Origin of the sequence: Synechococcus sp. RedBA-s, from assembly GCF_024345495.1 — a bacterium.
In the GTDB taxonomy this organism is placed as follows: Bacteria; Cyanobacteriota; Cyanobacteriia; order PCC-6307; family Cyanobiaceae; genus Regnicoccus_A.
The window spans coordinates 1-22,908 of the sequence record NZ_JAGQBF010000036.1; the positions used below are offsets into that span (position 1 = coordinate 1).

Below are 22,908 nucleotides of genomic sequence, written 5' to 3' on the forward strand. Positions count from 1 at the left end.
ATGTGGGCTTCTTCTGCCGAAGCCTGTGGATGCGCTTCTCCTCATCCCAGAATCCACGCTGTCCCATTCAGCTGTGTTGAACTGAACCAATTCTATAGCATATTTCATAGTCTGTCAGGGAGCGGCGTAGATTTTTCGAAGTGCCCAAAAGAGCCTGAGGCATATAGTCAGAACTATTGAACAGCTATCTGCTCAGCCTCGCCCTCTAGGTCCAAAAGCTTACGGTCAAGACGAATCTAGATCGTGCTCGAGATGGAAGGTATCGTTTTATCTATTCGATTGATGAATTAGTGCATGTGGTGGATATTGTCAAGGTGGGCAACAGAAGGGCTACCTATCGGTAGCCGGATCTTCAACATCAGGATACAGAAGACGGGAGCATATGATGGCTTGAACACAGAGGTTTCAGCCCCCACTGATCCTGAGCGTTAGACCCACGCTGTCTTTCTGCAAGCCTTTCCGAAATTTGTTAATGTCTTTATCTCAAAGCAAGGAAATGATGAAAAGACATTGGCCTAAACGTCATGCACTCGTGGCAACGGCACTACTTGGAATGATTCTGGTATTGATACAGAGCTGCGGCACACCGCAGACTTCCGCTCCCCCTAGGCCCATCAGCACAGGTCGGGTGCTTGATCGTGATACACCACTCCTAAAGCTAACTCCCGTTCCCGGCAGGCTCGTAGGTCAGGTCCTTGGCGGAGGAGCACCGATTGCCAATTCGACCGTAACCTTGTGGGCGACTACCAAGGGTGAACCTAAGCAGCTGGAACAGACAAAAACCAGCAAAGATGGTCGATTCGAGCTTCGTCTAGACAGAGATTCTGATAAAGACGCTATCTTCTACGCGGTTGCGAAGGGCGGACAGTCCACGTTAAATAAAGTGGGAGAGGACAATCCTGCGATCGCACTTATGGCTGTGTTAGGCAACACGTCTCCAGCCACAGTCAGGGTCAATGAGTTCACCACCATTGCCTCGGTCTGGACGCACAACCAGTTCATCAACGGCACCGCTATTAAGGGTTCCCCACTCGCCCTGCGCATTGCCGCAGAAAATGTGCCGAACTTTGTCGATCTCTCTACGGGCGGTTACGGCGAGACGATTCAGGACGCACTGAACAGCTCGCAAACACCGACGATGGCAAATTTTGCAACGCTGGGCAACCTGCTCGCTGGCTGTACCACACAAGTCACCGCCGATGCCTGCGAAAAGCTGTTCGCCAGTGCAAAGCCGCCAACCGGCTCAGTGCCCACCGACACCTTGGGGGCCGCCGAGGCGATTGCACGGAATCCCGGATATCAAGCCAACAATCTTTTCGCACTGCTGGATCGGTTTTACCCGGTGCCGCAAGGAAAAAGAATGCGTGCTACCCCGTTCCTGCCTTACCTGACATTCGCACCGAGTGCCTGGGTGCTGCCCCTCAAATTCGCCGGCGGCGGCGTGAGCGGCGGTGGCAAGCTGATGTTCGACAGTCAGGGCAATGCGTGGGTCGGCAACAACTTCGTCGTAGGCGGACAAAGCCAGGCCATCCTGTGGAACGGTAATCTGTCCAAGTTTGCTCCGAACGGCAAGCCCCTTTCTCCGATGACGACTGGTTTTTCCGGTGGCGGTCTCTCTGGGGTGGGCTTTGGCCTCGCGATCGATGCACAGGACAACGCCTGGGTGAGCGGCTACGCCAGCCAGAACATCACCAAGTTCGACAACGCAGGCAAGCCGTTGTCGCCGCCCGAGGGGTGGACGCTGAAGAGCCAGCTCGGCGAAATGCAGGGCATCATCGTCACACGCACGGGCGATATCTGGGCCGTGGACCAGGGCAAGAACCAGCTCGTCCATGTGCCCAACGGCGATCCGTCCAAGGCGCGTGTCTACTGCCAGAACAGGAGCAAGGACCCGCTGAAGAACCCGTGCGGCCTGTTCGCACCGTTCCATCTGGCGATTGACATGCAGGACCGGATCTGGGTCAGCAACAGCATCGGCTCCTCGGTGATCCGCTTCCACGTCTCCGACCCGACTAAGGTCGAGAAATTCGACGTCGGTTACGCCGGCAGCGGCCTTGCCATCGACAGCCGGGGCAACGTCTGGCACGCCGACCGTTTCGGCAGTTCAGAAAACGGGCGGCTCAAACTGGTCGAACTGATGGCGTCCTATGCCGTCAGGGGCGAAGAGCCCGCAACAGCAAGCCTGGTGCACAACCTATCGGCGCAAAAGCCGGGCTTCTGGAGCGGTGGCAGCGTCACGGTGCTGCGTCCGGACGGCTCCAAAGCGGCGTTCTCACCGATCTCGGGCAAGGGTCTCGGCGGACCGTGGGCAGTGGCCGTGGATGGTAACGACAACGTCTGGGTGTCGAACTTCACCAGCGCCGTGGCCGGAACGCTCGTGCAGCTCTGCGGCGTGCGAAGTCAGAACTGCCCGCCGGGCACAAAGACAGGCGACGCCATTTCGCCATCGGGCGGCTACGTCGGCGGCGGCATGCAGCAGCTCGTCGATGTCGGCATTGGTCCAGCCGGCGACGTATGGCTCACGAACAACTGGGAAATCGACTCCGCGGGGCTTGGCCAGGCGCCCGAAGCCCTAAGTACCCGTGGCGCCGGCCAGGGCATCGTCGTCTTCTTTGGCATGGCCAAGCCCGTGAAAACCCCGCAGATCGGACCGGTGCAGAAACCGTGAATTCTTCACTCGTGACGTCGCGAGCGCAGCGATGCGGTGAATGCGGGAATCCTTCTAACATCAAGATACAGAAGACGGGAGCGGAGGAAATCGGCAATGCCCAAGTTCGCTCGCCAACTTCTGATCTTGAGCGTTGGGCTGTCTCAAAGGCAAGTGGCAAGACAGACCTTTCCCTATGACCAGCAAGTACATGCACTCACGCCCACTGCAGAGTGCATGTATGGCTCCGGATAAACCGTCCACCAACTGACATAGCGCTCGTCAATGTCATTGCGGCGCAAGTGGGTGTTAGATATGGTGGACCAATTGGGGGCCAAGAGTGTTGCATTTCTGCCAACCTATCTGCCTGGAGCCTTACCTCAGAATCCCCAGGTGATCTCTAGCCCGAAGCTGCCGATCCCAGGCACCTTGCCGCTGCCGCCGGGCCGCAGGATCCACAGCCAGGTGGGCTGCAGGCTGAAGGATGGATTGATTTGGAACTTATAGCCCAGCTCGATCGCCCCCTCGTAGGAGAGCTCCGGGGTGAGCGTGGGGCTGAATCCAGCTCGGGCCACACCGATCATCATCAGGTCGAAGGGCCGACCCGGCAGCACCCCCTGACTGACCAACCCGCCGCCGATGTAGGTGGGATTGGGGTTCAAGTTGGCCGATCCGCCATAGGTGGTAGCCACCCAGGCACGGTGATCCAGGCCCCACGGCAGCGAAATCGGCACGGTGGCCTGTCCGTAGATCCCCTGGATCGATCCCACACCGGTGTAGCCGGCCAGCTGGATCTGGCCTCCCGGCAGCTGTTGCTGCACCTCCACCGGCCGTTCACAAGTGGTGCTACGACGGAGCAGCCGGCTGCCTCGGCGGCAAGCCTGGATCGGGCCGCCGCCGCTCGGGTTGATCCAACCGGGCTCGAAGTTGAGCTGCGCCATGTGCACCCAGCCGGGGCCGGGGGGGATCCCGCTGGAGACCCCGAGAGAGTTGGAGACTGTGCCCACGGCAGCCAGATCGAAGCTGCCCAGGAGCAGTGTGGTGGTCGGGGTGGGGCGCAGGGTCAACACCCCACCAGGACCGGAGGCAGGCGAGACGGGGAAGCTGGGAATACGGATTCCAGGTGTGGAAGCAACCAGGTCGCTCACGTAGAGGCCACTGATGGGCGGTGTGAGGAAGTAGGGCTCGAAGGGCAGGATGCCCACCTGGATTCCCCACCAGTCCTTGCCGGGATGGCGAGAGAGAGCCGCCAAGGTGGGCCAGAACCCCACCGGCCCGAAGAGCGACTGAGGTGAGTACACCGCACCGATCTGAGCGCCGTAGTTCGGATTGCCGTTCAGCAAGGAAAGCTGCAGATCCACCGTCCAGTGGTCGATCTCCTGCCACTCTTTCTGCGGCTTGCTCAGGCCGGTGCCGAGGGTGCCGAGCAGGTTGGTCTGCTGCATCCAGGCCGCGGAGTGGGTGAGGCCACCGATCGGGTTGACGAAGGGTTGGGCGATGGTCCCCACCTGAAGATGCGCCCAGTCGGGAAGCGCCAACAGCTTCTGCAGGGAGAGGTGGGCTTCAGGAAGGGCGAGCTGTTCCGGCTGCGGCGGCTGCGGCGCTGCCTGCCCGGCTTCGGGCTCTATCTCAGGCGATGGTTCGGTGGACGCCTGCACCGTCTGGGCGAGGGCGGACGCAGGCAGGGAAAGGAGGACCAGGGCGAGAAAGGGGAGTAGGCCAAAAGCATTGGCAACACGGTGCCGAAGGGGATGCCACCCGCCCTTCCTGGCCTTGGACAACCCCCTAGGAGTGGACGAAGACCCCATTCGCAGCGCAATGGAAATCTGATCACCCATAGCGAATGACAGGAGAGCTGACGGTGATGGAAGAAGCAACCTATAGCGGAGCTGTGGAAATAGGAGGTCTGGCAAGCCAATTCAAGACCTGACTCTTGCACCTGGCAAGCTCGAATCGATGTGAGACATCTCTCACCTTCGATGAGCGGCGCTTGGCAAAGAGGTCGCACAAGCTGGGTTGTGTGTCGTTTGTTTGAACGCTGAATTGAGCGGGAATTCAGGTGGGGGCCCGTGCACGGACTGCGCCCGTCTTGCTGTACTTCTACTTTGTGGGGCACGCCTCATCATGTTCGTCGTTGGTCCCAGCCACCCCCCGAAGCGGCGATGATGAATAGATAGCAGCACATGAACCTGAAGGGGAGAGTGACCAAGGACTGAGGCCGCATCTGATCATCACGCTCTTATTCATGGTGAATCTTGGAGTTTTGAACATCTATCGCCGCCAGAGTTTCGAAGAAGCAGGGGTTTCCCCCTCGCACTAGGCATCTCGCTGATCGAGGAGCTGATCCCCTCAAAGGTCGTGCTGATCTCCTGGCTTACAGATTGAGTCGATTAGAGAGAATGTGAAGTTCTGCTGGGCATCTGGAGTGCTTCCAGCCAATTGAAGACTTGGCTCAAATAGGCTCTACAGACAGGAGAACACGAATGCTAGAAGTTTTGTCGCAAGCAACGCGAATCAGCTAAGTCGATCATGGCCAAGACGAGCCTGCTCTCCTTTTCCTGCCAGGTTGGTGTGGTGATCAAGCCCGAGTTCTATCCCTTTGCCTTTTGCTTCGACCAGAGCATCGAGCGCAAGGGCGGCAACCAGAGTGGCGGCAGCTTCCGCAGCGGCGTTGGCCGTCGCTGGCAGCATCTGGGGGCTCGGCCATGACCTCCCTTCTGCTCGACATCGTCGTGATCTTCACGATGTCGGCGGTGGCAGTGGTGCTCTGCCATCGCTTCAACAGTCCCAGCTCGATCGGGCTGCTGCTTGCGGGGGTGCTGGCGGGACCGGATCTGTTCCGGCTGGTGCAGAACGTGCACGAGATCGAGCTGCTCGCGGAGATCGGCGTGGTGCTGCTGTTGTTCGTGATCGGGCTGGAGATTTCGCTGGCGGATGTTGCGCGCCTGCGTCGGCACTTTCTGATCGGCGGCTCGCTGCAGTTCTTCGGCACAGCCGCCGTTGCGGCGGCGATCTGCACCGCGCTGGGCCTCTCCCTCGGCCAGGGAGTGTATGTGGGCTTTGTGGTGGCGCTCTCCAGCACTGCGATCGTGCTGCGCATGCTGCAGGAGCGCGCCGAGCTGGAAACTCCCCACGGGCGCACCACCCTGGCGATCCTCATCTATCAGGACGTGGGTGTGGTGCCGGTGATGCTGATGGCCCCCCTGCTGGCGGGGGTAGGGGCGGCATCGGGGGCCGGGGCGATCGCCGCCCTGCTGGGCAGGATTGCTCTGGTGGCGCTGGGGGCCTATCTGGCCTGGCGCTGGATTGTGCCCTGGCTGCTGGAGCGCATCACGCGCACCCGCAGTTCGGAAGCCTTTTTGCTCGGTGTGTTCAGCCTTTGCGTGGGCATCGCGGTGATGACCCAGTCGCTGGGGTTGTCGCTGGCGCTGGGGGCCTTTCTGGCCGGTTTCATCCTCTCGGAATCGGAGTATTCCCACCAGGCGGTGGCGGTGATGCTCCCCTTCCGTGATGTGTTGATGAGCCTGTTCTTTGTGTCGATCGGCATGCTGCTCGACATCCAGTTCATGCTCGCCCATCCGCTGTCCCTGCTGCTGCTCACCCTCTCGGTGGTGCTGATCAAGCCGCTGGTGGCCACTTGGTCGGCCCTGATGGTGGGTCTGCCCCTGCGCGGTTCGCTGCTCACCGGCCTGGCCCTGGCCCAGGTGGGTGAGTTCTCCCTGGTGGCCACCAAGGCGGGCGTCAGCAGCGGCCTGCTCGGGCCCGACATCTTCCAGATCGTGCTCGATGTGGCTGTGCTCAGCATGATTCTCACCCCGGTGCTGGTGGCCAGTGGCCCACGCCTGTCCGACTGGTTGGCCAGCACGCCCCTGCGGCGGCTCGAGCGTCGCCAGCTGCTGCCCAACAGCACTGGCCCCAGCAAAGCCCTCAGCGGCCACATCCTGATCGTCGGTTTTGGCGTCACCGGCGCCAACCTGGCCCGTACGGCCCGGCGCTGCGGCCTCCCTTATGCCGTTCTGGATGTGAATGCCGCCATCGTGCGCGATGCCTTCAGCGCCGGTGAACCGATTCACTACGGCGATGCCAGCCAGGAGCCGATCCTGCGCCTGGTGCACGCCGATCAGGCACGCGCCATCGTGGTGGTGATCGATGATCCCGCCGCTGCCCGGCGCATCGTGGAGCTGGCGCGTCGCTTCGCGCCCGATGCCTTCCTGCTCGTGCGCAGCCGCTACTTGCGTGAGGTGGAAACTTTGCTGGCCCTCGGGGCCGATGAGGTGATCGCCGATGAACTGGAGGTGTCGATCGAGGTGTTCTCCCGAGTGCTGGCGCGCATGCTCGTGCCCCGCGACGACATCAAACGCCTGATCGGTGAGGTGCGCGGCGACTGGCGCCTGATGGCCCGCGGCCTCTCGCCACAAGCCACCGCTGTGAGCGACCTGCGTGTGGCAGTGCCCCACCTCACCACCCATTCCCTGCGCCTGGCTCCCCATTCGCCACTGGTGGGTCACACCATCGCCAGTTGCGGCCTGCGTGCCGATCACAACGTCACGGTGCTGGCGATCACCCGCAAGGGGGCGCCCCTGGATCATCCCCACGGCCATACCGCCCTGCTGGCAGGCGATCTGCTCTTCGTGATCGGCCCCGAAGACTGGGATCCGGCCACCGTTCTCTGACGGCTCAGGCCAAGGGCTCAGCGCAGGGAGTGGAGCCCGATCGGATTACCCTCCGTGTCGAGCACCACCGAGATGAAGCCGAATTCGCCGATCGCCATCTTCGGGCGGCACACCTGACCGCCGGCCGGCAGCACGCGGCTTTCCTCCACGGCGCAGTCGTCGCAGCTGAAGTACACCATCGTGCCGCCCTTGCCGGGCTCACAGCCGGCCATGCGCATCAGTGCGCCGCCGGCGCCCATCCGCTGGTCGTCCATCGGGAAGCACCAGTAGTCCATCTCCGGATTGGAGAGATCCTGGAACTCCACCTGGAACACAGCGCCGTAGAAGGTCTTGGCCCGCTCGATATCACTCACGTTGAGCTCGAACCAGGTGACTGGGTTGATCGGCATCACGCGTCTCGCCGGGAAGCTGATGGGCAGTTTGTCAGCATGAACCGGTTTCTGGACGTGGGCGGCACCAATGAACATCGACGGCAGGGCCTGGCGCACGATCTGGCTGGAGGAGGGCGGTCGCTCGGTGGGGGTGATCGATCAGACCCTTCTGCCCCACCGCTTCTCCACCCGCTCGCTCACCAGCTGTGATCAGGCCGCCGAAGCGATCGCCACGATGGTGGTGCGCGGCGCACCCCTGATCGGTGTCACGGGCGCCTACGGCCTGATGTTGGCCCTGCAGGTGGATCCAGGCGATGCCTCGCTGGCCGCTGCCTTCGAGCAGCTCAACGCCACCCGCCCCACCGCCATCAACCTGCGCTGGGCGCTGGAGCGGGTGCGTGATCGGGTGCTGCCGCTGCCGCCCTTCGAGCGGGCCACCGCCGCCGCTGCCGCCGCCGCCGCCATCGCCGAAGACGACGTGGCCATGTGCTCAGCGATCGGCGATCACGGCCTGGCGCTCTTCCAGCGGCTGGCGGCCGAGCGGCCTCCCGAGCGACAGCGCGAGCCCCTGAATGTGCTCACCCACTGCAATGCCGGCTGGCTGGCCACCGTCGACTGGGGCACCGCCCTGGCGCCGATCTACAAGGCCCACCGCGCCGGTCTGGCCATCCATGTCTGGGTGGATGAAACGCGCCCCCGCAACCAGGGCGCCAGCCTCACGGCCTTTGAGCTCGGCCGCGAGGGGGTGCCCCACACCGTGATCGTCGACAACGCCGGCGGCCACCTGATGCAGCACGGCCTGGTGGATGCGGTGATCGTCGGCACCGACCGCACCACACGCACCGGCGATGTGTGCAACAAGATCGGCACTTACCTCAAGGCCCTCGCCGCCAACGACAACGGCGTGCCCTTCTACGTGGCCCTGCCAGCCTCCACCATCGACTGGTCCCTTGCCGATGGGCTGGCCGAGATCCCGATCGAGGCCCGCTCCCCCGAGGAAGTGACCCACATCCAGGGCCTGTCTTCGGCCGCCTCATCCTCAGGCGAGCTGGTCACGGTCCAGCTCCCTCCTCAGAGCAGCAAGGGCTTCAATCCCGCCTTCGATGTCACCCCGTCGCGGCTGGTGACGGCCCTGATCACCGAGCGTGGCGTGGCCCCAGCCAGCGAGGCCGGTCTGCTGGGCCTCTACGGGAAGGATTCATATGGCTCAGAGCCATCGCTTGCGGCGGAAGTAGATCACTAGGCTCACACCGATCAGCAGCATCATGGCCAGGGCGCCTTGGTAACCGAGGCGCCAGCGCAGCTCCGGCATGTATTCGAAATTCATTCCGTAAACCCCGGCGATGAAGGTGAGCGGGATGAAGATCGAGGAAATGATCGTGAGTGTCTTCATCACCTCGTTCATGCGGTTGCTCAGGCTTGAGAGATAGGTGTCGTGCATGCCGCCGAGGATGTCGCGGTAGGTTTCCACCATGTCGATCACCTGGATGCAGTGGTCGTAAAGATCCCGCCAGTACACCCTGGTGTCGGGATTGAGGACGCTTGAATCCCCCTTTTCGATGCTGCTGATCACTTCGCGGCAGGGCCAGGCCGCCTTGCGCAGGGTCAGCACGTCGCGCTTGAGATAGTGAATCTCCTGGATATCGCTTTCCCGAGGATCTTCAAGAATCTTGTCGTCAATTGCCTCGATATAATCGCCAATCTGTTCAATCGCCAGGAAGTAGTGATCAACCACCGTATCCATCAATGCAAAGGCCAGGTAGTCGGCCTTCATGTGCCTGACTCGGCCCTTGCACCGGCGCAGGCGTTCGCGCACGGAATCGAAAACGTCACCATCGTCTTCAAGGAAGGAGAGAACCACATTTCTGCCCAGAATCAGGCTTACGTTCTCGATGTCAACTGTGTGACTTATCTCATTGAAATCCATCATCTTCATCGCAATGAAGAGATAGCTTGGAAATTCCTCTACCTTGGGACGCTGGCTGGTGTTCACCAGGTCCTCCAGGGTCATCGGGTGCAGGCCGAAGTGCATGCCGAGGCTTTCGACCAACGCCACATCATGGACACCGTTGACGTTGATCCAGGTCACGCTGTCGTCGTCGACGCAGAAGTCGAAGCAGGTCTGCACATCCACGTCGTGTTCTTCCCGCACGCTCTCGGAGCAGTAGTCGAAGATGTCAATCCGGGCGCGCTCACGCTTGCGCTCGCCCACGAACAACATCGTTCCCGGCGCGAGGCCCGTCTTGGCGCGGCCGCTGATCGTGCCTGTTCTGGGGTGTCTGGATCGAACCATCTCCGTGGCGGCCCGGGATTGCTTGATCGCCATCGATGGTGGCACGGTTAGGCCGCTCCGCCTTTCCCTAGCCTCCTGGCCATTCGCCGCCACTCCGCCGGATGCCGAGTCAGAACCGCTGGTCGCAGGTCGAGGCCGAAGACGCCGTGGCCCGCTACGGCGCCGTGGGCGTCAGCGCAGACCTGGCACTGCGCACCTACAGCGCCCGCCTGCTCGGCAGCGACCCCGATCTGGTGCTGCACGGCGGCGGCAACACGTCAGTGAAAACCACGGTCACGGGCCTGCTGGGGGAGACCATCCCGGTGCTGTGCGTCAAAGGCAGCGGCTGGGACCTGGCCACGATCGAACCTCCGGGCCACCCGGCCGTGCGCCTGGAGCCCCTGCAGGCCCTGCGGGTGCTGGAGCGCCTCAGCGACGAGGACATGGTGGCCGCCCAGCGCCGCAACCTGATCGACCCCGCCGCCCCCAACCCCTCCGTGGAGGCCCTCCTCCACGCCTTCCTGCCCCACAAATTCGTCGATCACACCCACTCGATCGCCCTGCTGGCGCTGGCTGATCAGCCCGACTCCGCAACGCTCTGCCGCGAGGTCTATGGCGATCGCGTTGCCCTCGTTCCCTATGTGATGCCCGGCTTCGCCCTGGCCCTGGCGGCGGCTGAGGCCTATGAGGCGGCCGAGCGGCGGGCCCGGGCTGCCGGCGTGGAGCTCGAGGGCATGGTGCTGCTGCAGCACGGGCTCTTTTCCTTCGGCTCCACGGCCGAACAGAGCTACGGGCGGATGCTGGCCCTGGTGGGCGAAGCCGAGCAGCGCCTGGCCCGGGTGAGCGCCCGCAGCCAGCCACGGCCCTGGCCGGAGCCCCCCATCCCTGCGGCGGCTGTGCTGCCGGTGCTGCGTGGTTTGCTCAGCCGGGCCGCCGAGGCCGAAGCGGCCCCCCGCCGCTGGTTGCTTGATCTGCGCGCCTCAGAGCCCGCCCTGGCGCTGGTCAATGATCAGCGCCTGGCCACCTGGGCCAGCCGTGGCGTGGCCACCCCCGACCACGTGATCCGCACCAAGGCCCAGCCCCTGGTGCTGCCGCCCGCCTGTGGTGATCTGGCCAGCTGGTCGGCGGCCGCCGCCACGGCGCTCGAGGGGTTCATTGGCGCCTACAAGGCCTACGTGGCACGCCAGAACGCTCGGGTGGGCGGCGGTCGCACACCGCTGGATCCGCTGCCGCGGGTGCTGGCACTGCCGGGCCTCGGGCTGGTGGGCCTCGGCCGCTCCGCCCAGGAGGCTGCTGTCACCGCCGACATCGCCGAGGCCTGGGCCCGCACCCTGCTGGCGGCTGAGACCCTGGGCCACTTCCAGCCCGTCGGTGAGGACGACACCTTCGACATGGAGTACTGGAGCCTGGAGCAGGCCAAGCTCGGCAAGGCCAGGGAGCTGCCCCTGGCCCGCCAGGTGGTGCTGGTGACCGGCGGTGCCGGTGCCATCGGCGCGGCCACCGCCCGCGCCTTCGCCCAACGCGGCGCCGATGTGGCGGTGCTCGATCGACTGGGGGAGCCGGCCCTCGCGGTGGCTGCCAGCTGCGACCGCCGCGCCCTGGGTCTGGCCTGCGATCTCACCGATCCCCAGGCGGTGCGTCAGGCCCTCTCGGCGGTGGTGGCCCACTTCGGTGGTCTCGACATCGTCGTCAGCAATGCCGGCGCCGCCTGGAGCGGTGACATCGCCGAGCTCAGCGATGCCGACCTGCGCGCCAGCTTCGAGCTCAACTTCTTCGCCCACCAGAGCGTCGCCCAGGCGGCGATGGCCCTGTTCCGCGCCCAGGGCATGGGTGGTCAGCTGCTGTTCAACGTCAGCAAGCAGGCGCTCAACCCCGGTCCCGGTTTCGGCGCCTACGGCATCGCCAAGGCGGCCCTGCTCGCTCTGATGCGCCAGTACGCCCTCGAGGGCGGCGGCGAAGGCGTGCGCGCCAACGCCATCAATGCCGATCGCATCCGCTCCGGCCTGCTTGATCAGGGCATGATCCAGAAACGCTCTGCTGCCCGGGGGGTCAGCGAGGCGGCCTACATGGCCGGCAACCTGCTGGGCGAAGAGGTGCGGGCCAGTGATGTGGCCGAGGCCTTTGTGGCTCTGGCCCTGCTGGAGCGCACCACCGGCGCGGTGCTCACGGTCGATGGGGGCAACGTGGCGGCGATGGTGCGCTGAGGGCCTCAGGCAGCGGTTCGCGAGCCGGCCATCAGGCCCAGGCCCAGGCCGATCCAGATCAGCACCAGGACCAGGCAGAAGCCGGTCCAGGCCGGCAGACCCCAGTTGCTCACCGCCAGCGGCGCCACCACCGTGATCACCCCGCCGGCCACGAACGGTTGCAGCAGCAGTTGTTTGATCGAGAACGGCTGCAGGGCCTCGCTCCGATCCAGTGGATCAGCCATGCGCAGCAGCAGCAGGCCGCTGGCCGCCACGCCGGTGGCCTGGCCAAACTCGAGGATCCCCCGCTCGAACCAGGCCGAGGGCAGGATGCGCGGACCCAGGAGCAGCACGACCCCCAGATTCCAGGCCAGACCTGCCACGGCCAGGGACGTCAGAGACTTCCAGTCGTGGGCCAGCAGGGACAGATCCAGGCAGGCCGTGGCCGCCGCGATCAGCAGATCAGCCGACACCGTTGCCAGGCGGTTCTGCACCCGGGTCGAGACCCAGTGGTCCTTGCCGAATCGCTCCAGCAGCCAGCGCACCAGCAGCGATCCCACCAGGGCCAGGGGGAACACCGGGAACACATCCACCACCAGCGCCAGCCCACCGCCCACGTGGTCGGAGACCAGACGCAGGCCGGCCAGAGCCACCACGCCGATCGCCACGGCGATCCCCGTCAGAGCCAGGTTCAGGGCCAGGGCCGAAAAGCTCAGCTCCGGCGGTGGTGGTGGCGGCAACATGGCCTGGGCCGGCGCGCTGTTCTGGTGATCGGAGCTTGCACCGGGTCCCTGTTCGGGGATGGGCGCAATGCCCGAGGCGATCGTGGAACCTCCCATCAGCCAGCCCCGGCTGCGGGCCAGCAGCACCACCAGGCCCCCCACCACAGTGGAGATGAGCAACCCCACCGTGGCCATGGCCAGACCCAGTGCCTCGCCACCTTCGAAGCCCAGACTGGCGTAACTGGCGCCCATCGCGGCTGCCGAGCCGTGCCCACCCTCGTAGGCCACTTCGATCAGGCAGGCCATGAGGGGATGGACCCCCAGCCAGGGCTGCAGCACCAGCAGCACCACCAGGCCCCCCACCATGTACTGGCCGAAAGCCAGTGTGAGGGCCAACAACACCTGGGCTGACAGCGGCCGCCAGAGCCCGGCCAGCTTGGGCAGGGGTTTGGCCAGCAGCAGCGTGCCGAACACCAGGGTGAGCAGCGCCATCGGCAGCTGCTCCCAGATTTCGATCACGGGTTGGCTGAGCAGTGGCACCAGCCCCGCCGGTGCCACCAGCAGGCCCAGCACTCCGGCCAGGAGCGCTTCGGGGATGCCCCAGTGGCGCAGGCCCAGCAAGTGGCCCAGCCAGCGGCCCACCACCAGCACCAGGCCCAGGGCCACCAGCGCAACGGCAGGGGTCTCGACGGCTTCCACCAGAATTCTGATGCTGGCGGGTATGTAGGGCATCAGAGATCGAGGTGTTTCCGGAAAAAGGCTTCCGTGGACTCCAACACCTCAATCTGCACGGCGCCGCTGCGGAATCCATGCCCTTCAGAGGCAAATCGATGCAGCTCCACCGGAATCCGGTTGGCGGCCAGTGCCGCCACGATCAGCTCGGTCTGCTCCGGGGGCACCACCAGATCCAGCAGACCCTGAAAAAAGATCACCGGAGCGCGGATCTGATCGGCATGGCGCAGGGGCGAGCGGGCATCGTAGGTGGCACGTTCCCGCGGCCACGGACCCACCAGCCCATCGTGGTAGTGGGCCTCGAAGCGGTGGCTGCCTCTGGCCAGGCCGCTGAGGTCGGCCACGGCGTAGCGGCAGGCACCCACACGGAAGGTGTCGCTGAAGCAGAGGGCGGCCAGCACGGTGAACCCACCGGCGCTGCCCCCCTCGATCGCGATCCGCTCGGGGCTGGCGCGGCCTGCCGCTACCAGGGCACGGGCCGCTGCGGCGCAGTCGGCCACATCCACCACGCCCCAGAGCCCGTCGAGCCGTTCGCGGTACGCCCGCCCGAAGCCCGTGGAGCCGCCGTAGTTCACATCCACCACGCCCCAGCCGCGGCTGGTCCAGAACTGGATCGTGTGGTTGAGGCCGGTGCGGGCCATGGCCGTGGGGCCGCTGTGGCCCTTCACCAGCAGCGGCGCTGCTGGGCTGCCCCCATCCTGCGGTGGGTAATACCAGGCGTGGGTGGGTCGGCCGCCGTGGCCCTCGAACCAGAGCGCCTCAGCCGGGCGGCCGCTGGCTGCTTGCTGGGCCGGGGTGGCCTGCAGGCCAGTGGCCCGCTGGTGCCGCCAGCGGCCGCTGGCCAGATCGAGGCTGAGCAGACCCGCTTCGGTGCTGCCGCTGGCGGCCACGGCCACCAGCTGGCCGTCCTCGGCCCAGAGCCCCTCGAGATCATCGAAGGGGCAGTTCATCGGCTGCCAGCTCACCAGAGCCTGCTCGGCCTCGCCAGCTGGGCTATCGGTGCCAAGCAGCACACGCCCCAGCTGCCAGCGGCCTTCGACGCAGGCGGCCGCCACTAGCTGGTGGCCGTCCCAGGCGGTGGTGCGCATCCCATACACCCATTGCGGCATGGCGAACTCCGCCTCCATCTGCAGCAGCCGCTGCCATGGCCCCGGGCCAGTGGTCCGCAGCCGCTCGAGGTTCCACCAGCCGTGGCGGTCGTTGGCCACCACCAGGTCCCCGCTGGCCAGCCACAGGGGTTGGAAGACCGAGCAGGCCGCCGGATGCCCCGCGGCGCCGGAGCCGGCGATCAGTCGCGCCGGGCCCAGGTTGCCTTCGGTCTCCACGTCCGCCAGCCAGAGCTGGCTGCGGTCCCAGGGCATGTGCGGCTGCTGCCACTCCACCCAGGCCAGCTGGGTGCCATCGGGGCTGAGGGCGGCGTAGCCACAGAAATCGAGGGCCTGGCGCAGCAGCAGCGGCTCCCCCCCTTCCAGCGGCACGGCCACCAGCTGATCAACACCGCCGGCCTCCATCACCCCGATCCAGCGTTGCCGCCGTCCATCGATCAGCCCATCGGCGAAGGCCCGCTCCCCTGGCTCGGTGAGCCGGATGGGCCTCCCCCCGGGCTGGTCGGTCTCCAGCCGCCAGAGGCAGCGATCGCCATCGTTCACCACAACAACCCGCTCCCCGCCGCCGGGTCTGGCGGCTCCCCGCTCCACCGCCACCACGCCGCCGCCGTAGCCATGGACGCGGCTGCGCAGGTTCCATGCGCCGGGGGTGAGCTCGATGGCGCCGGCTGTGGGCGATGGCCTCAGCATCAAGGTGGTGCGCCCCTGTTCAGCGGGGCGTTGCTCCAGCCAGAACAGCCGGCCATGATGCAGCTGCGGTTCCTTGATCCGGGGCGTGTGCCCCACCACCGCCGCCGCGGCCAGGGGCCGGGCCCAGCTGGCGGCTGAATCCCCGCCTGAACGCCGGCTTGAACCCCGGGCTGAACCGTGCTCCACCAGCGGCTCCTACAATCTGCCCATCGTTTCAGGTGACGCTTTGGCCAGCAGCTTCGCCAAAATGGCCCGCCAGGCGGAGCAGACCAGCCGCACGGTCCAGGTGCCCAAGGAGGTGCTGGAGTCCCCGCCGCTCACGATCCACACGCTGGGGGATCAGGTGCTGCGCCAACCCGCCAAGCGCATCAGCAAGGTGGACGACTCGGTGCGCGAGCTGGCCCGCGACATGCTGCGCAGCATGTACAGCGCCCACGGCATCGGCCTGGCGGCACCCCAGGTCGGTGTTCACAAACAGCTGCTGGTGATCGATCTCGATCCCGAAAATTCGGCCACACCACCGATGGTGCTGGTGAACCCGGAACTCAACGGCACCAGCGCCGCGCTCAACACCTACGAGGAGGGCTGCCTGAGCATTCCCGGCGTCTACCTCTCCGTGGTGCGCCCGAGCGAGGCGGAGGTGAGCTACCGAGATGAGCAGGGTCGCCCGCGCCGCCTCAAGGCCGATGGCCTGCTGGCCCGCTGCATCCTGCACGAGATGGACCACCTCAAGGGGGTGCTGTTCGTTGATCTGGTCGGCGATGAGCTCAGCCTCAACGAGGAGCTCAAGGATCACGGCTTCCGCCGTGATGATGTCCACTCCCAGCGCTGAGTCCCCATGCCGATGCAACCCCTCGCCGGGGTCTTTCTCGGGCTGGCCTGCCTGCTGGGCATTGCCGCCACCGGATCGGTCTTCGAGCTCTCCTACGGCGAACCCGACTTGGGCGTGCTCACCACCCGGCTGATCCTGGCGGCCTGTCTGCCGGGAGCGGTGATCAGCCTGCTGGTCGCAATTCGTCTCAACAAAGCCAGCTGAGCGCCCCTGGCGCCGCTGGATCGCACTTCTACGATCGGGCCACCTCGCCCCGTCATCCGATGCGCGTTGCGCCCCTGCCTCTCCTCCTGCGATCGATCAGCGTGCTGCTGCCGACGCTGCCGGTGCTGCTGGGCCTGGCGGTGGCCGGACCCGTCAGGGCCCAGGGGGCCCTGTTCAATGCCGCTGAGATGGATCAGTCGAAGTTCGTGCTGGTGGCCGCACCGATCGGTGATGGCCTGCGGGCCCAGCTGAACATCTACGAGCAGGTGAGCGATCGCCGCCCCTGTTTCTCCACCAGCGGAGCCTCCCCCGCCCGGGTGGAGCCCCTGCTGGGCAGCTTTGATTTCACCGGGATCTGCTCGCGCTACATGGATGGCAACGGCTTTTCCCTGCGGGTGGGCGGCAGCGATCTGGGCACTGTCTACCGGCTGAGCGTGGTGCGCCAGGGCAGCGACAACATCCTGCTGGCGGCGCCGGGGCGCAACCAGGGAGGCCCGGAGATGGTGGTGGCCCGCACCCAGGGCCACAGCGATGGCTTTCTGATGTTCGTGCCCGAACCTGGCTGGAAGCTGATGCGCCGTCAGTTCGGCAAACGCAACCTCGGCCACGTCTACATCTACCGGGATACCTGGCCGGGCCAGGAGACCTCTCAGCCGGCAGCGGCCCTGCCAGGCATCACCCCAGCCACCACAGTCCCCATCCCCTCCAGCCCGTTGCCTGCAGCCGTGGTCCCTGGAGAGGTGGCCCCTGCGGCCCTGGTACCCCCGCCCGAGCTACCCGCCGGCAAGGTCAGGCCTTGATCAGGGCCCGTTGAGCCGATTGCTACATTGACGATCACCTAGCCCCACTGCGTGGTTCATGACCCAGGTCACCGTCGGCGAAAACGAAGGCATCGAATCGGCCCTGCGCCGCTTCAAGCGGCAGGTGTCCAAAGCCGGCATCTTCGCCGACCTCAAGCGCCTGCGTCACCACGAGACGCCCACCGAGAAGTACAAGCGCAAGGCCCAGCAGCGTCGCCGCCGCCGCTGATCGCCTGCAGCGGTCCCTCAAGTTGGGGCTGAGCTTGAGCTGAGCAGGCTCTGGGCAAGCGCTGAACGTGTGTTTCTCCATTTCGATCAGTTTTGATCTTCTCTGCCGATCTGGTCGAACGACCGATAGGTCAGGGCTTCTGCCAATTGCTGAGCGCCCACCGCTCTGGTTCCCTCCAGATCCGCCAGGGTGAGGGCCACCCGCAGCAGCCGTTCCCCGGCTCTTGCACTCAGGCTTCGTTGGCTGATCGCCTGCTGCCACAGCTGCAGCGATCCGGCTTCGAGCTCCACCAGGTTTCTGAGGCTTGAGCCCGGCAGCTGACCATTGGGTCTGCCCCCTGGATTGCGCTGCGCCATCCGCTGCCGGGCCTTCAGCACTCGCGCCGCCACCACGGCTGAGCTCTCTGACGGCTCCTGCGCTCCGGTGGCTGGCCCTGCCCTCAGGCCGTAGCTGCGCGCCAGGGCGCCGGGCTCCAGCCGACCCATCACTACCTGCAGATCGAGGCGATCCAGCAGGGGACCCGAGAGCCGTGACCAGTAGCGTCGCTGCAGCGCTTCGCCGCAACCGCAGGCGCGCTCAGGATCGCCGAACCAGCCGCAGGGACAGGGGTTCGTGGCGGCCACCAGGGCTGCCCGGCAGGGGAAGCGGCTCTGCTGGCGGGAGCGACTGATCCACACCTCCCCCTCCTCCAGGGGTTGGCGCAGCTGCTCCAGCACCTCACGGCGAAACTCCGCCAGTTCATCGAGGAAGAGCACGCCGTGGTGGGCCAGTGACAGCTCCCCTGGCCTTGGGGTGGCGCCACCCCCCACCAGGGCCGTGGCCGTGCAGCTGTGGTGGGGCGCCCGGAATGGCCTTGAGCCAATCAGGGCAGCACCGTCGCTGAGCAGTCCGGCCACGGAATAGAGCTGGGTGAGCTCCAGGGCCTCGTGGCGGGGCAGGGGCGGCAGCAGACCCGCCAGGCGCCGGGCCAGCATGGTCTTGCCGCTGCCCGGTGGGCCCACCAGCAGCAGGTGGTGACCGCCGGCCGCGGCGATCTCCAGGGCCCGGCGGCCATGGGCCTGACCGATCACCTCGGCCAGATCGGGCTGGGCTGGCCCCGGCCGCGCCAGGGCAGGTGCCGGGACGGGAACGCTCAGGGGATCCGCCAGCCAGCCCATCAGCTGCGCCAGATCCGCCGCCGGCCACACCGCCAGCCCCGACACCAGCGCCGCCTCGCCGGCATTGGCCTGGGGCACCACCAGGGCCCTGGCCCCACTGCGCCTGGCGGCGAGGGCCAGGGTCATCACCCCTCGCACCGGCCGCAGGCTGCCGTCGAGGCCCAGCTCGGCGGTGCTCCAGATCCCCGCCATGCGCTCGGGTGCCAGCTGGCCCGAGGCCAGCAGCAGCCCCAGGGCGATCGGCAGATCAAAGGCCGGTCCCTCCTTGCGCAGATCCGCTGGAGCCAGGCTCACGATCACCCGGGTGAGGGGCACGCGGAAGCCGCTGTTGCGCAGGGCTGCGCGTACCCGCTCGCGGGCCTCACGAGCCGCCGCCTCCGCCAGACCGACGATCTGAAGCCCGGGCAGACCGGGGGCGATGTCCACCTCCACCGCCACCTCCCTGGCCTCTAGGCCCTGCAGGGCGGCGCTGCTGCAGCGTGCCAACATCGGCGCTCAGGCATCGGACACCCAGTCAGTGCCCCGCCTGTCCCACCCCCATCCGTTGCCGGATTCCGGCGGAGGCGCCATGGCCGAGAGCGACACGATCTTCGCGCGCATCCTGCGGGGTGAGATCCCCTGCGATCAGGTTCATGCCGACGACCTCTGTCTGGCCTTCCGCGACATTCAGCCTCAGGCGCCGGTGCATGTGCTGGTGATTCCGCGCGAGCCCCTGGTGAACCTCAGTGACGCCGAGCCCCGCCACCAGGCCCTGCTGGGGCATCTGCTGCTGGTGGCGGCCCAGGTGGCCAAGCAGGAGGGCCTGGTGGGCTGGCGCACGGTGATCAACAACGGCGCAGAGGCGGGCCAGACGGTCTTTCACCTGCATGTGCATGTGATCGGCGGCCGCCCCCTGCTCTGGCCCCCCGGCTGACGCCCGCCAGCGGCGACAATGGGCCGACCCGCAACCGTTCATGAGTCCCCTCAAGGCCCTTCGCGAGCAGTTGGCCAAGCTGCAGCGCCTGGCCCAGCCCTACTTCCTGCCCCTTGACGAGGGGAGTCGCGGCAGCGGCCAGTTCCTGGTGCTGGTGATCGCCCTGCTGGCGGTGGTGGTGGGACTCACCTTGTTGCTGCTTACCGGGACGCTGGCCGTAACGGGTGCCTGGATCCCCGAGCTGCGCAATCGCTTCCTGCCTGGGGTCCCCAAGCAGGTGGCGGCGATCTGGAACGGACCGATCGGCGCCGTCGTGATGGTGTTGTTCGTCGCCGGCCTCGCCTGCTTCGTGGCTCTGCGCAGCAAGCTGCGCCAGGGACGCTGGCTGCCCTGGCTGCTGCTCGGGATCATCGCCCTGCTGATCCTTGTGATCAACGGCATCAACGTGGGCATCAGCTACATCGCCCGGAACATCGACAACGTTCTGGTGGCCTACAAGGAGGAAGAGTTCTGGAAGATCGTTGCGATCTATGCCTTTTGTCTGGTGCTGGCCCTGCCGATCCGTGCCATCCAGAGCTATCTGATCCCCAAGCTGGGCCTGATGTGGCGGGAATGGCTGAGTGGCCGCATGCTGGGCCGCTACCTCACGAACCGGGCCTACTACGTTCTCAATCCTAACGACGAAAGCATCGAGGAGATTGACAACCCAGACCAGCGCATCTCCCAGGACGCAGCCAGCTTCACGACCACCAGCCTGAGCGTGACGGTTGAAATCATCGCTGCTCTGCTCACCTTCTTCAGTTTCATCATCGTTCTCTGGAGCATCAACCAGACCCTGGCTCTCTGGCTCCTGGCCTATTCGGTGGGCGGCACGGCCCTGATCGTGTTCGCCAGTCGCAAACTGGTCAACCTGAACTATCAGCAGCTCAAGCTGGAGGCCGACTTCCGCTACGCCCTCGTCCACATCCGCGATAATGCCGAATCGATCGCCTTCTACCGGGGGGAGCGCCAAGAGCAGAAGGAGGGTGAACGCCGCCTCGACGGTGTGATCGTCAACTACAACCGGCTGATTATCTGGGAAGCGCTGATCAGCGTCATCCAGCGCTCCTACGACTACTTTTCCCGCTTCCTGCCCTGGCTGGTGATCGCGCCGATCTATTTCGCCAAGCAGGTGGATTTCGGCGTCTTCGGTCAGGCCAGCATCGCTTTCTCCCAGGTGCTGTTCTCGGTCAGCTACATCGTCAACAACATCGACCGGCTGGCCGCCTTCTCCGCGTCCATCAGCCGTCTCGAGGGATTCCAGGGCAAGGTGGAGGCGATCAGTGCCGAGATGGCCGAGTTCATGGCCGCCGAGCAGGCCTCCGCTGGAGGGGCCATGGGTGCCGCCGCCTCGGCCGTCCGTCCCGAGTCGATTTTGGTGAGCCATGTGGATCTGGTGCCACCCCGCACCAGCCGCATGCTGGTGCGCGATCTCAGCCTGGAAGTGACGGCCCACCAGCGTCTGTTGGTGGTGGGCCCGTCGGGCTGCGGCAAAACATCATTCCTGCGGCTCGTCAGTGGGCTCTGGCCGCCGGCCGCCGGCCATGTGCAGCGCCCGCCGGTGGGCGAGCTGATGTTCATTCCCCAGAAGCCCTACATGCTGCTGGGCAGCCTGCGGGAGCAGCTCTGCTACCCCCAGCCTGCCGATCGCTTCAGCGACGACCAGCTGCGCCACGTGCTCGAGGAGGTGCGCCTGCCGGATCTGGTGCACCGCTACCCCGATCTGGACATCAAACAGGACTGGCCTCGTTTGCTGTCGCTCGGCGAGCAGCAGCGCCTGGCCTTCGCCCGGCTGCTGCTTAACTCCCCACGCTTCGTGGTCCTCGACGAGGCCACCAGCGCCCTTGACGTCGCCACCGAAAAGGCCCTGTACGACCTGCTGGTTGAGCGCGAGATGGCCTTCGTGAGCGTCGGTCACCGACCCACCCTGGTGGCCTTCCACAACACCGTGCTCGAGCTCGACGGCCAGGGCGGCTGGCGGCTGCGGACCGCCAGCGGCTATGACTTTGGCCGCAACAGTGAGACCTGATGACATCTCCAGCTCCTGCCACCAGCGCCACCACCTCTGATGTGCCGGCCTTCGGCTGGAGCGGCTATGCGGAGCGGGTGAACGGTCGCTTCGCCATGCTCGGCTTTGCCGCCGTGCTGCTGATCGAGGCCCTCAGCGGCGACACCTTCCTGCACTGGGCGGGCCTGGTGCCCTGAAGCCTCAGGGCAGATCGATCAGGTCCACCTGCCAGAGGCCGCCGCGGCTGATCTGCACCGCCAGCACACGGCCGTTGGCGTCGAGTTGCAGCTGCCGTGGCACCCCGGGCGGATCCAGGGGCAGCGGCTGCAGGCTCTGCCTGCTGCGGCTGTAGAGCGCCAGCTCCGTGCGGCCATCGCGCTGGCGGATCAGGGCCATCCGCTCCCCGGCGGCATCGACACTGACGTTCAGGGGCTGGGAATCGGGCCGGTTCAGCCCCGGCAGGGGCACGGGCCGGTTCAGCTCCAGGTCGATCAGCTCCACCCGCTCCCGTCCGTCGCGTCCGCTGATCAGGGCCAGCCAGCGGCCGCTCAGGGATGGATCGCGGTTGCTGCCGTTCTGCTCCAGTCGCTGGTTGATCGCTGGCAGGGGCCGCAGAGGTGTAGCCACGCAGGCGCTGAGCAAGCCGGTGGCCAGCAGTGTCACCCCCAGCCGGGCAACACCTGGATGTTGAAGCCCTTGCCGTGTCATGGCGTGGCTGCAGCTGGTGTGCGCAGCAGCTCCCCGGCGGGTGGATCCAGCTCCAGCACCCCCGCCAGATCGAACACCTCCACCCGCCAGCGGCCCGAGGCCACCAGTTGCAGGGCCAGGCGCTGGCCATTGGGTGCCAGGCTCAGTCGCACCGGTTCGCGTCCGCCCGGCAAAGGCAACGGCAGCAGCCGGTTGGTGAGGCGATCTTCGATCACCGCCAGGCGCCGATCGCCGCGCTGCACGATCACGGCCAGGTAGCGCCCCCTCCAGCTCAGCGATGGGGAACTGTGGGGTTGCCAGCGGCTGAGGTGGCGCAGGGGCAGCACCCGTCCACTGCTGCGCTCCTGAAGCAGCACGGTGGAGCGACTCTGGCGCTCGATCACGCTGGCCAGCAGACGACCATCACCGCTGAGGGCTGGATCCTGGCGGCTGAGGTTGGGCTCCCAGCCTGCAGACGGAGCCGGACGGGAACGGCGGGCCCAGGGCAGTGAGCAAGCCCATAGACCAACGGCCAGGGCGGCGGCCATTGCCGCCAGGGCGGCGGCCTTCGGGGGGGTGATCAGCTGTCGAAACGGGAGCTGTTATCCCGGGGACGGCTGCTGGAGGGGGCGGGCCGCAGGGG

Annotated in this window: 20 protein-coding genes; 12 read left to right on the forward strand and 8 right to left on the reverse strand. The window is 66.0% G+C overall.

What is annotated here, in order from left to right; translation table 11 throughout:
• Nucleotides 1-733: 733 nt before the first annotated feature.
• Complete coding sequence (locus KBY67_RS12720; RefSeq protein WP_255111432.1) at nucleotides 734-2,668, forward strand: hypothetical protein; 1,935 nt, start codon at nucleotides 734-736, stop codon at nucleotides 2,666-2,668.
• 359 nt (nucleotides 2,669-3,027) lie between these two features.
• Here the strand turns inward: KBY67_RS12720 and KBY67_RS12725 are convergent, their stop codons facing one another.
• On the reverse strand, nucleotides 3,028-4,305 hold the full coding sequence (locus KBY67_RS12725; protein ID WP_255111434.1) for a carbohydrate porin: 1,278 nt from the start codon (nucleotides 4,303-4,305) through the stop codon (nucleotides 3,028-3,030).
• Nucleotides 4,306-5,176: 871 nt separating this feature from the next.
• Between KBY67_RS12725 and KBY67_RS12730 the strand changes: the two genes are divergently transcribed.
• On the forward strand, nucleotides 5,177-5,356 hold the full coding sequence (locus KBY67_RS12730) for a hypothetical protein (RefSeq protein ID WP_255111435.1): 180 nt from the start codon (nucleotides 5,177-5,179) through the stop codon (nucleotides 5,354-5,356).
• A complete protein-coding gene (locus KBY67_RS12735) occupies nucleotides 5,353-7,320 on the forward strand; it encodes a monovalent cation:proton antiporter family protein (protein ID WP_255111436.1) in 1,968 nt (655 codons plus the stop codon). The genes KBY67_RS12730 and KBY67_RS12735 overlap by 4 nt, the downstream gene beginning before the upstream one ends.
• A gap of 17 nt (nucleotides 7,321-7,337) precedes the next feature.
• On the opposite strand, the gene KBY67_RS12740 is transcribed toward KBY67_RS12735, so the two are convergent.
• Nucleotides 7,338-7,709, reverse strand: coding sequence for a VOC family protein (locus KBY67_RS12740; protein ID WP_255111437.1), 372 nt, complete (start codon nucleotides 7,707-7,709; stop codon nucleotides 7,338-7,340).
• 70 nt (nucleotides 7,710-7,779) lie between these two features.
• Between KBY67_RS12740 and mtnA the strand changes: the two genes are divergently transcribed.
• A complete protein-coding gene (mtnA, locus tag KBY67_RS12745; RefSeq protein ID WP_255111438.1) occupies nucleotides 7,780-8,934 on the forward strand; it encodes an S-methyl-5-thioribose-1-phosphate isomerase in 1,155 nt (384 codons plus the stop codon).
• On the opposite strand, the gene corA is transcribed toward mtnA, so the two are convergent.
• Nucleotides 8,899-10,017 carry a magnesium/cobalt transporter CorA gene (gene corA, locus KBY67_RS12750; RefSeq protein ID WP_255111439.1) on the reverse strand — a complete coding sequence of 373 codons (1,119 nt, stop codon included), beginning with the start codon at nucleotides 10,015-10,017 and terminating at the stop codon, nucleotides 8,899-8,901. The two genes, mtnA and corA, sit on opposite strands and share 36 nt — an antisense overlap.
• Before the next feature lie 68 nt (nucleotides 10,018-10,085).
• Here corA and KBY67_RS12755 point away from each other — a divergent pair, with 68 nt between their 5' ends.
• Complete coding sequence (locus tag KBY67_RS12755) at nucleotides 10,086-12,167, forward strand: bifunctional aldolase/short-chain dehydrogenase (protein WP_255111440.1); 2,082 nt, start codon at nucleotides 10,086-10,088, stop codon at nucleotides 12,165-12,167.
• Between the two features lie 5 nt (nucleotides 12,168-12,172).
• Here the strand turns inward: KBY67_RS12755 and KBY67_RS12760 are convergent, their stop codons facing one another.
• Both KBY67_RS12760 and KBY67_RS12765 read right to left on the reverse strand, forming a co-directional pair.
• Entirely contained in the window at nucleotides 12,173-13,600 is a 1,428-nt protein-coding gene (locus KBY67_RS12760) for a sodium/glutamate symporter (protein WP_255111441.1), read from the reverse strand.
• Nucleotides 13,600-15,495, reverse strand: a complete 1,896-nt coding sequence (locus tag KBY67_RS12765; protein WP_255111442.1) for a prolyl oligopeptidase family serine peptidase — start codon at nucleotides 15,493-15,495, stop codon at nucleotides 13,600-13,602. Before KBY67_RS12765 ends, KBY67_RS12760 begins: the two co-directional genes overlap by 1 nt.
• A gap of 127 nt (nucleotides 15,496-15,622) precedes the next feature.
• Here KBY67_RS12765 and def point away from each other — a divergent pair, with 127 nt between their 5' ends.
• Genes def through rpsU form a run of 4 tightly spaced genes read left to right on the forward strand, consistent with a single transcriptional unit; the run spans nucleotide 15,623 to nucleotide 17,461 of the window.
• Complete coding sequence (def, locus tag KBY67_RS12770; protein WP_255111449.1) at nucleotides 15,623-16,228, forward strand: peptide deformylase; 606 nt, start codon at nucleotides 15,623-15,625, stop codon at nucleotides 16,226-16,228.
• 6 nt (nucleotides 16,229-16,234) lie between these two features.
• Complete coding sequence (locus KBY67_RS12775) at nucleotides 16,235-16,432, forward strand: hypothetical protein (RefSeq protein ID WP_255111443.1); 198 nt, start codon at nucleotides 16,235-16,237, stop codon at nucleotides 16,430-16,432.
• Nucleotides 16,433-16,491: 59 nt separating this feature from the next.
• A complete protein-coding gene (locus KBY67_RS12780; protein WP_315855591.1) occupies nucleotides 16,492-17,232 on the forward strand; it encodes a DUF3747 domain-containing protein in 741 nt (246 codons plus the stop codon).
• Between the two features lie 58 nt (nucleotides 17,233-17,290).
• On the forward strand, nucleotides 17,291-17,461 hold the full coding sequence (gene rpsU, locus KBY67_RS12785; protein WP_006172073.1) for a 30S ribosomal protein S21: 171 nt from the start codon (nucleotides 17,291-17,293) through the stop codon (nucleotides 17,459-17,461).
• 86 nt (nucleotides 17,462-17,547) lie between these two features.
• Here the strand turns inward: rpsU and KBY67_RS12790 are convergent, their stop codons facing one another.
• A complete protein-coding gene (locus tag KBY67_RS12790; protein ID WP_255111445.1) occupies nucleotides 17,548-19,107 on the reverse strand; it encodes a YifB family Mg chelatase-like AAA ATPase in 1,560 nt (519 codons plus the stop codon).
• 79 nt (nucleotides 19,108-19,186) lie between these two features.
• Between KBY67_RS12790 and KBY67_RS12795 the strand changes: the two genes are divergently transcribed.
• Genes KBY67_RS12795 through KBY67_RS12805 form a run of 3 tightly spaced genes read left to right on the forward strand, consistent with a single transcriptional unit; the run spans nucleotide 19,187 to nucleotide 21,775 of the window.
• Entirely contained in the window at nucleotides 19,187-19,531 is a 345-nt protein-coding gene (locus KBY67_RS12795) for a histidine triad nucleotide-binding protein (protein WP_255111450.1), read from the forward strand.
• Between the two features lie 40 nt (nucleotides 19,532-19,571).
• Nucleotides 19,572-21,599 (forward strand): ABC transporter ATP-binding protein/permease, encoded by a 2,028-nt coding sequence (locus KBY67_RS12800; protein WP_255111446.1) that lies wholly within the window; start codon nucleotides 19,572-19,574, stop codon nucleotides 21,597-21,599.
• Nucleotides 21,599-21,775, forward strand: a complete 177-nt coding sequence (locus KBY67_RS12805) for a chlorophyll a/b-binding protein (RefSeq protein ID WP_255111447.1) — start codon at nucleotides 21,599-21,601, stop codon at nucleotides 21,773-21,775. The genes KBY67_RS12800 and KBY67_RS12805 overlap by 1 nt, the downstream gene beginning before the upstream one ends.
• A 4-nt stretch (nucleotides 21,776-21,779) precedes the next feature.
• Here KBY67_RS12805 and KBY67_RS12810 read toward each other — a convergent pair whose 3' ends face one another.
• Nucleotides 21,780-22,286 carry a hypothetical protein gene (locus KBY67_RS12810; protein WP_255111448.1) on the reverse strand — a complete coding sequence of 169 codons (507 nt, stop codon included), beginning with the start codon at nucleotides 22,284-22,286 and terminating at the stop codon, nucleotides 21,780-21,782.
• Nucleotides 22,283-22,813, reverse strand: coding sequence for a Tol biopolymer transporter periplasmic protein (locus KBY67_RS12815; RefSeq protein ID WP_399214451.1), 531 nt, complete (start codon nucleotides 22,811-22,813; stop codon nucleotides 22,283-22,285). Before KBY67_RS12815 ends, KBY67_RS12810 begins: the two co-directional genes overlap by 4 nt.
• Nucleotides 22,814-22,908 lie beyond the last annotated feature (95 nt).

Coding starts and splice junctions, on each gene's coding strand:
- KBY67_RS12800 (WP_255111446.1), top strand. CDS start 19,572: ATGAGTCCCCTCAAGGCCCTTCGCGAGCAGTTGGCCAAGCTGCAGCGC.
- KBY67_RS12760 (WP_255111441.1), bottom strand. CDS start 13,600: ATGCCCTACATACCCGCCAGCATCAGAATTCTGGTGGAAGCCGTCGAG.
- KBY67_RS12730 (WP_255111435.1), top strand. CDS start 5,177: ATGGCCAAGACGAGCCTGCTCTCCTTTTCCTGCCAGGTTGGTGTGGTG.
- KBY67_RS12795 (WP_255111450.1), top strand. CDS start 19,187: ATGGCCGAGAGCGACACGATCTTCGCGCGCATCCTGCGGGGTGAGATC.
- KBY67_RS12755 (WP_255111440.1), top strand. CDS start 10,086: ATGCCGAGTCAGAACCGCTGGTCGCAGGTCGAGGCCGAAGACGCCGTG.
- KBY67_RS12790 (WP_255111445.1), bottom strand. CDS start 19,107: ATGTTGGCACGCTGCAGCAGCGCCGCCCTGCAGGGCCTAGAGGCCAGG.
- mtnA (WP_255111438.1), top strand. CDS start 7,780: ATGAACATCGACGGCAGGGCCTGGCGCACGATCTGGCTGGAGGAGGGC.
- KBY67_RS12810 (WP_255111448.1), bottom strand. CDS start 22,286: ATGACACGGCAAGGGCTTCAACATCCAGGTGTTGCCCGGCTGGGGGTG.
- KBY67_RS12775 (WP_255111443.1), top strand. CDS start 16,235: ATGCCGATGCAACCCCTCGCCGGGGTCTTTCTCGGGCTGGCCTGCCTG.
- rpsU (WP_006172073.1), top strand. CDS start 17,291: ATGACCCAGGTCACCGTCGGCGAAAACGAAGGCATCGAATCGGCCCTG.
- KBY67_RS12815 (WP_399214451.1), bottom strand. CDS start 22,813: ATGGCCGCCGCCCTGGCCGTTGGTCTATGGGCTTGCTCACTGCCCTGG.
- KBY67_RS12780 (WP_315855591.1), top strand. CDS start 16,492: ATGCGCGTTGCGCCCCTGCCTCTCCTCCTGCGATCGATCAGCGTGCTG.
- corA (WP_255111439.1), bottom strand. CDS start 10,017: ATGGCGATCAAGCAATCCCGGGCCGCCACGGAGATGGTTCGATCCAGA.
- KBY67_RS12740 (WP_255111437.1), bottom strand. CDS start 7,709: ATGCCGATCAACCCAGTCACCTGGTTCGAGCTCAACGTGAGTGATATC.
- KBY67_RS12735 (WP_255111436.1), top strand. CDS start 5,353: ATGACCTCCCTTCTGCTCGACATCGTCGTGATCTTCACGATGTCGGCG.
- KBY67_RS12805 (WP_255111447.1), top strand. CDS start 21,599: ATGACATCTCCAGCTCCTGCCACCAGCGCCACCACCTCTGATGTGCCG.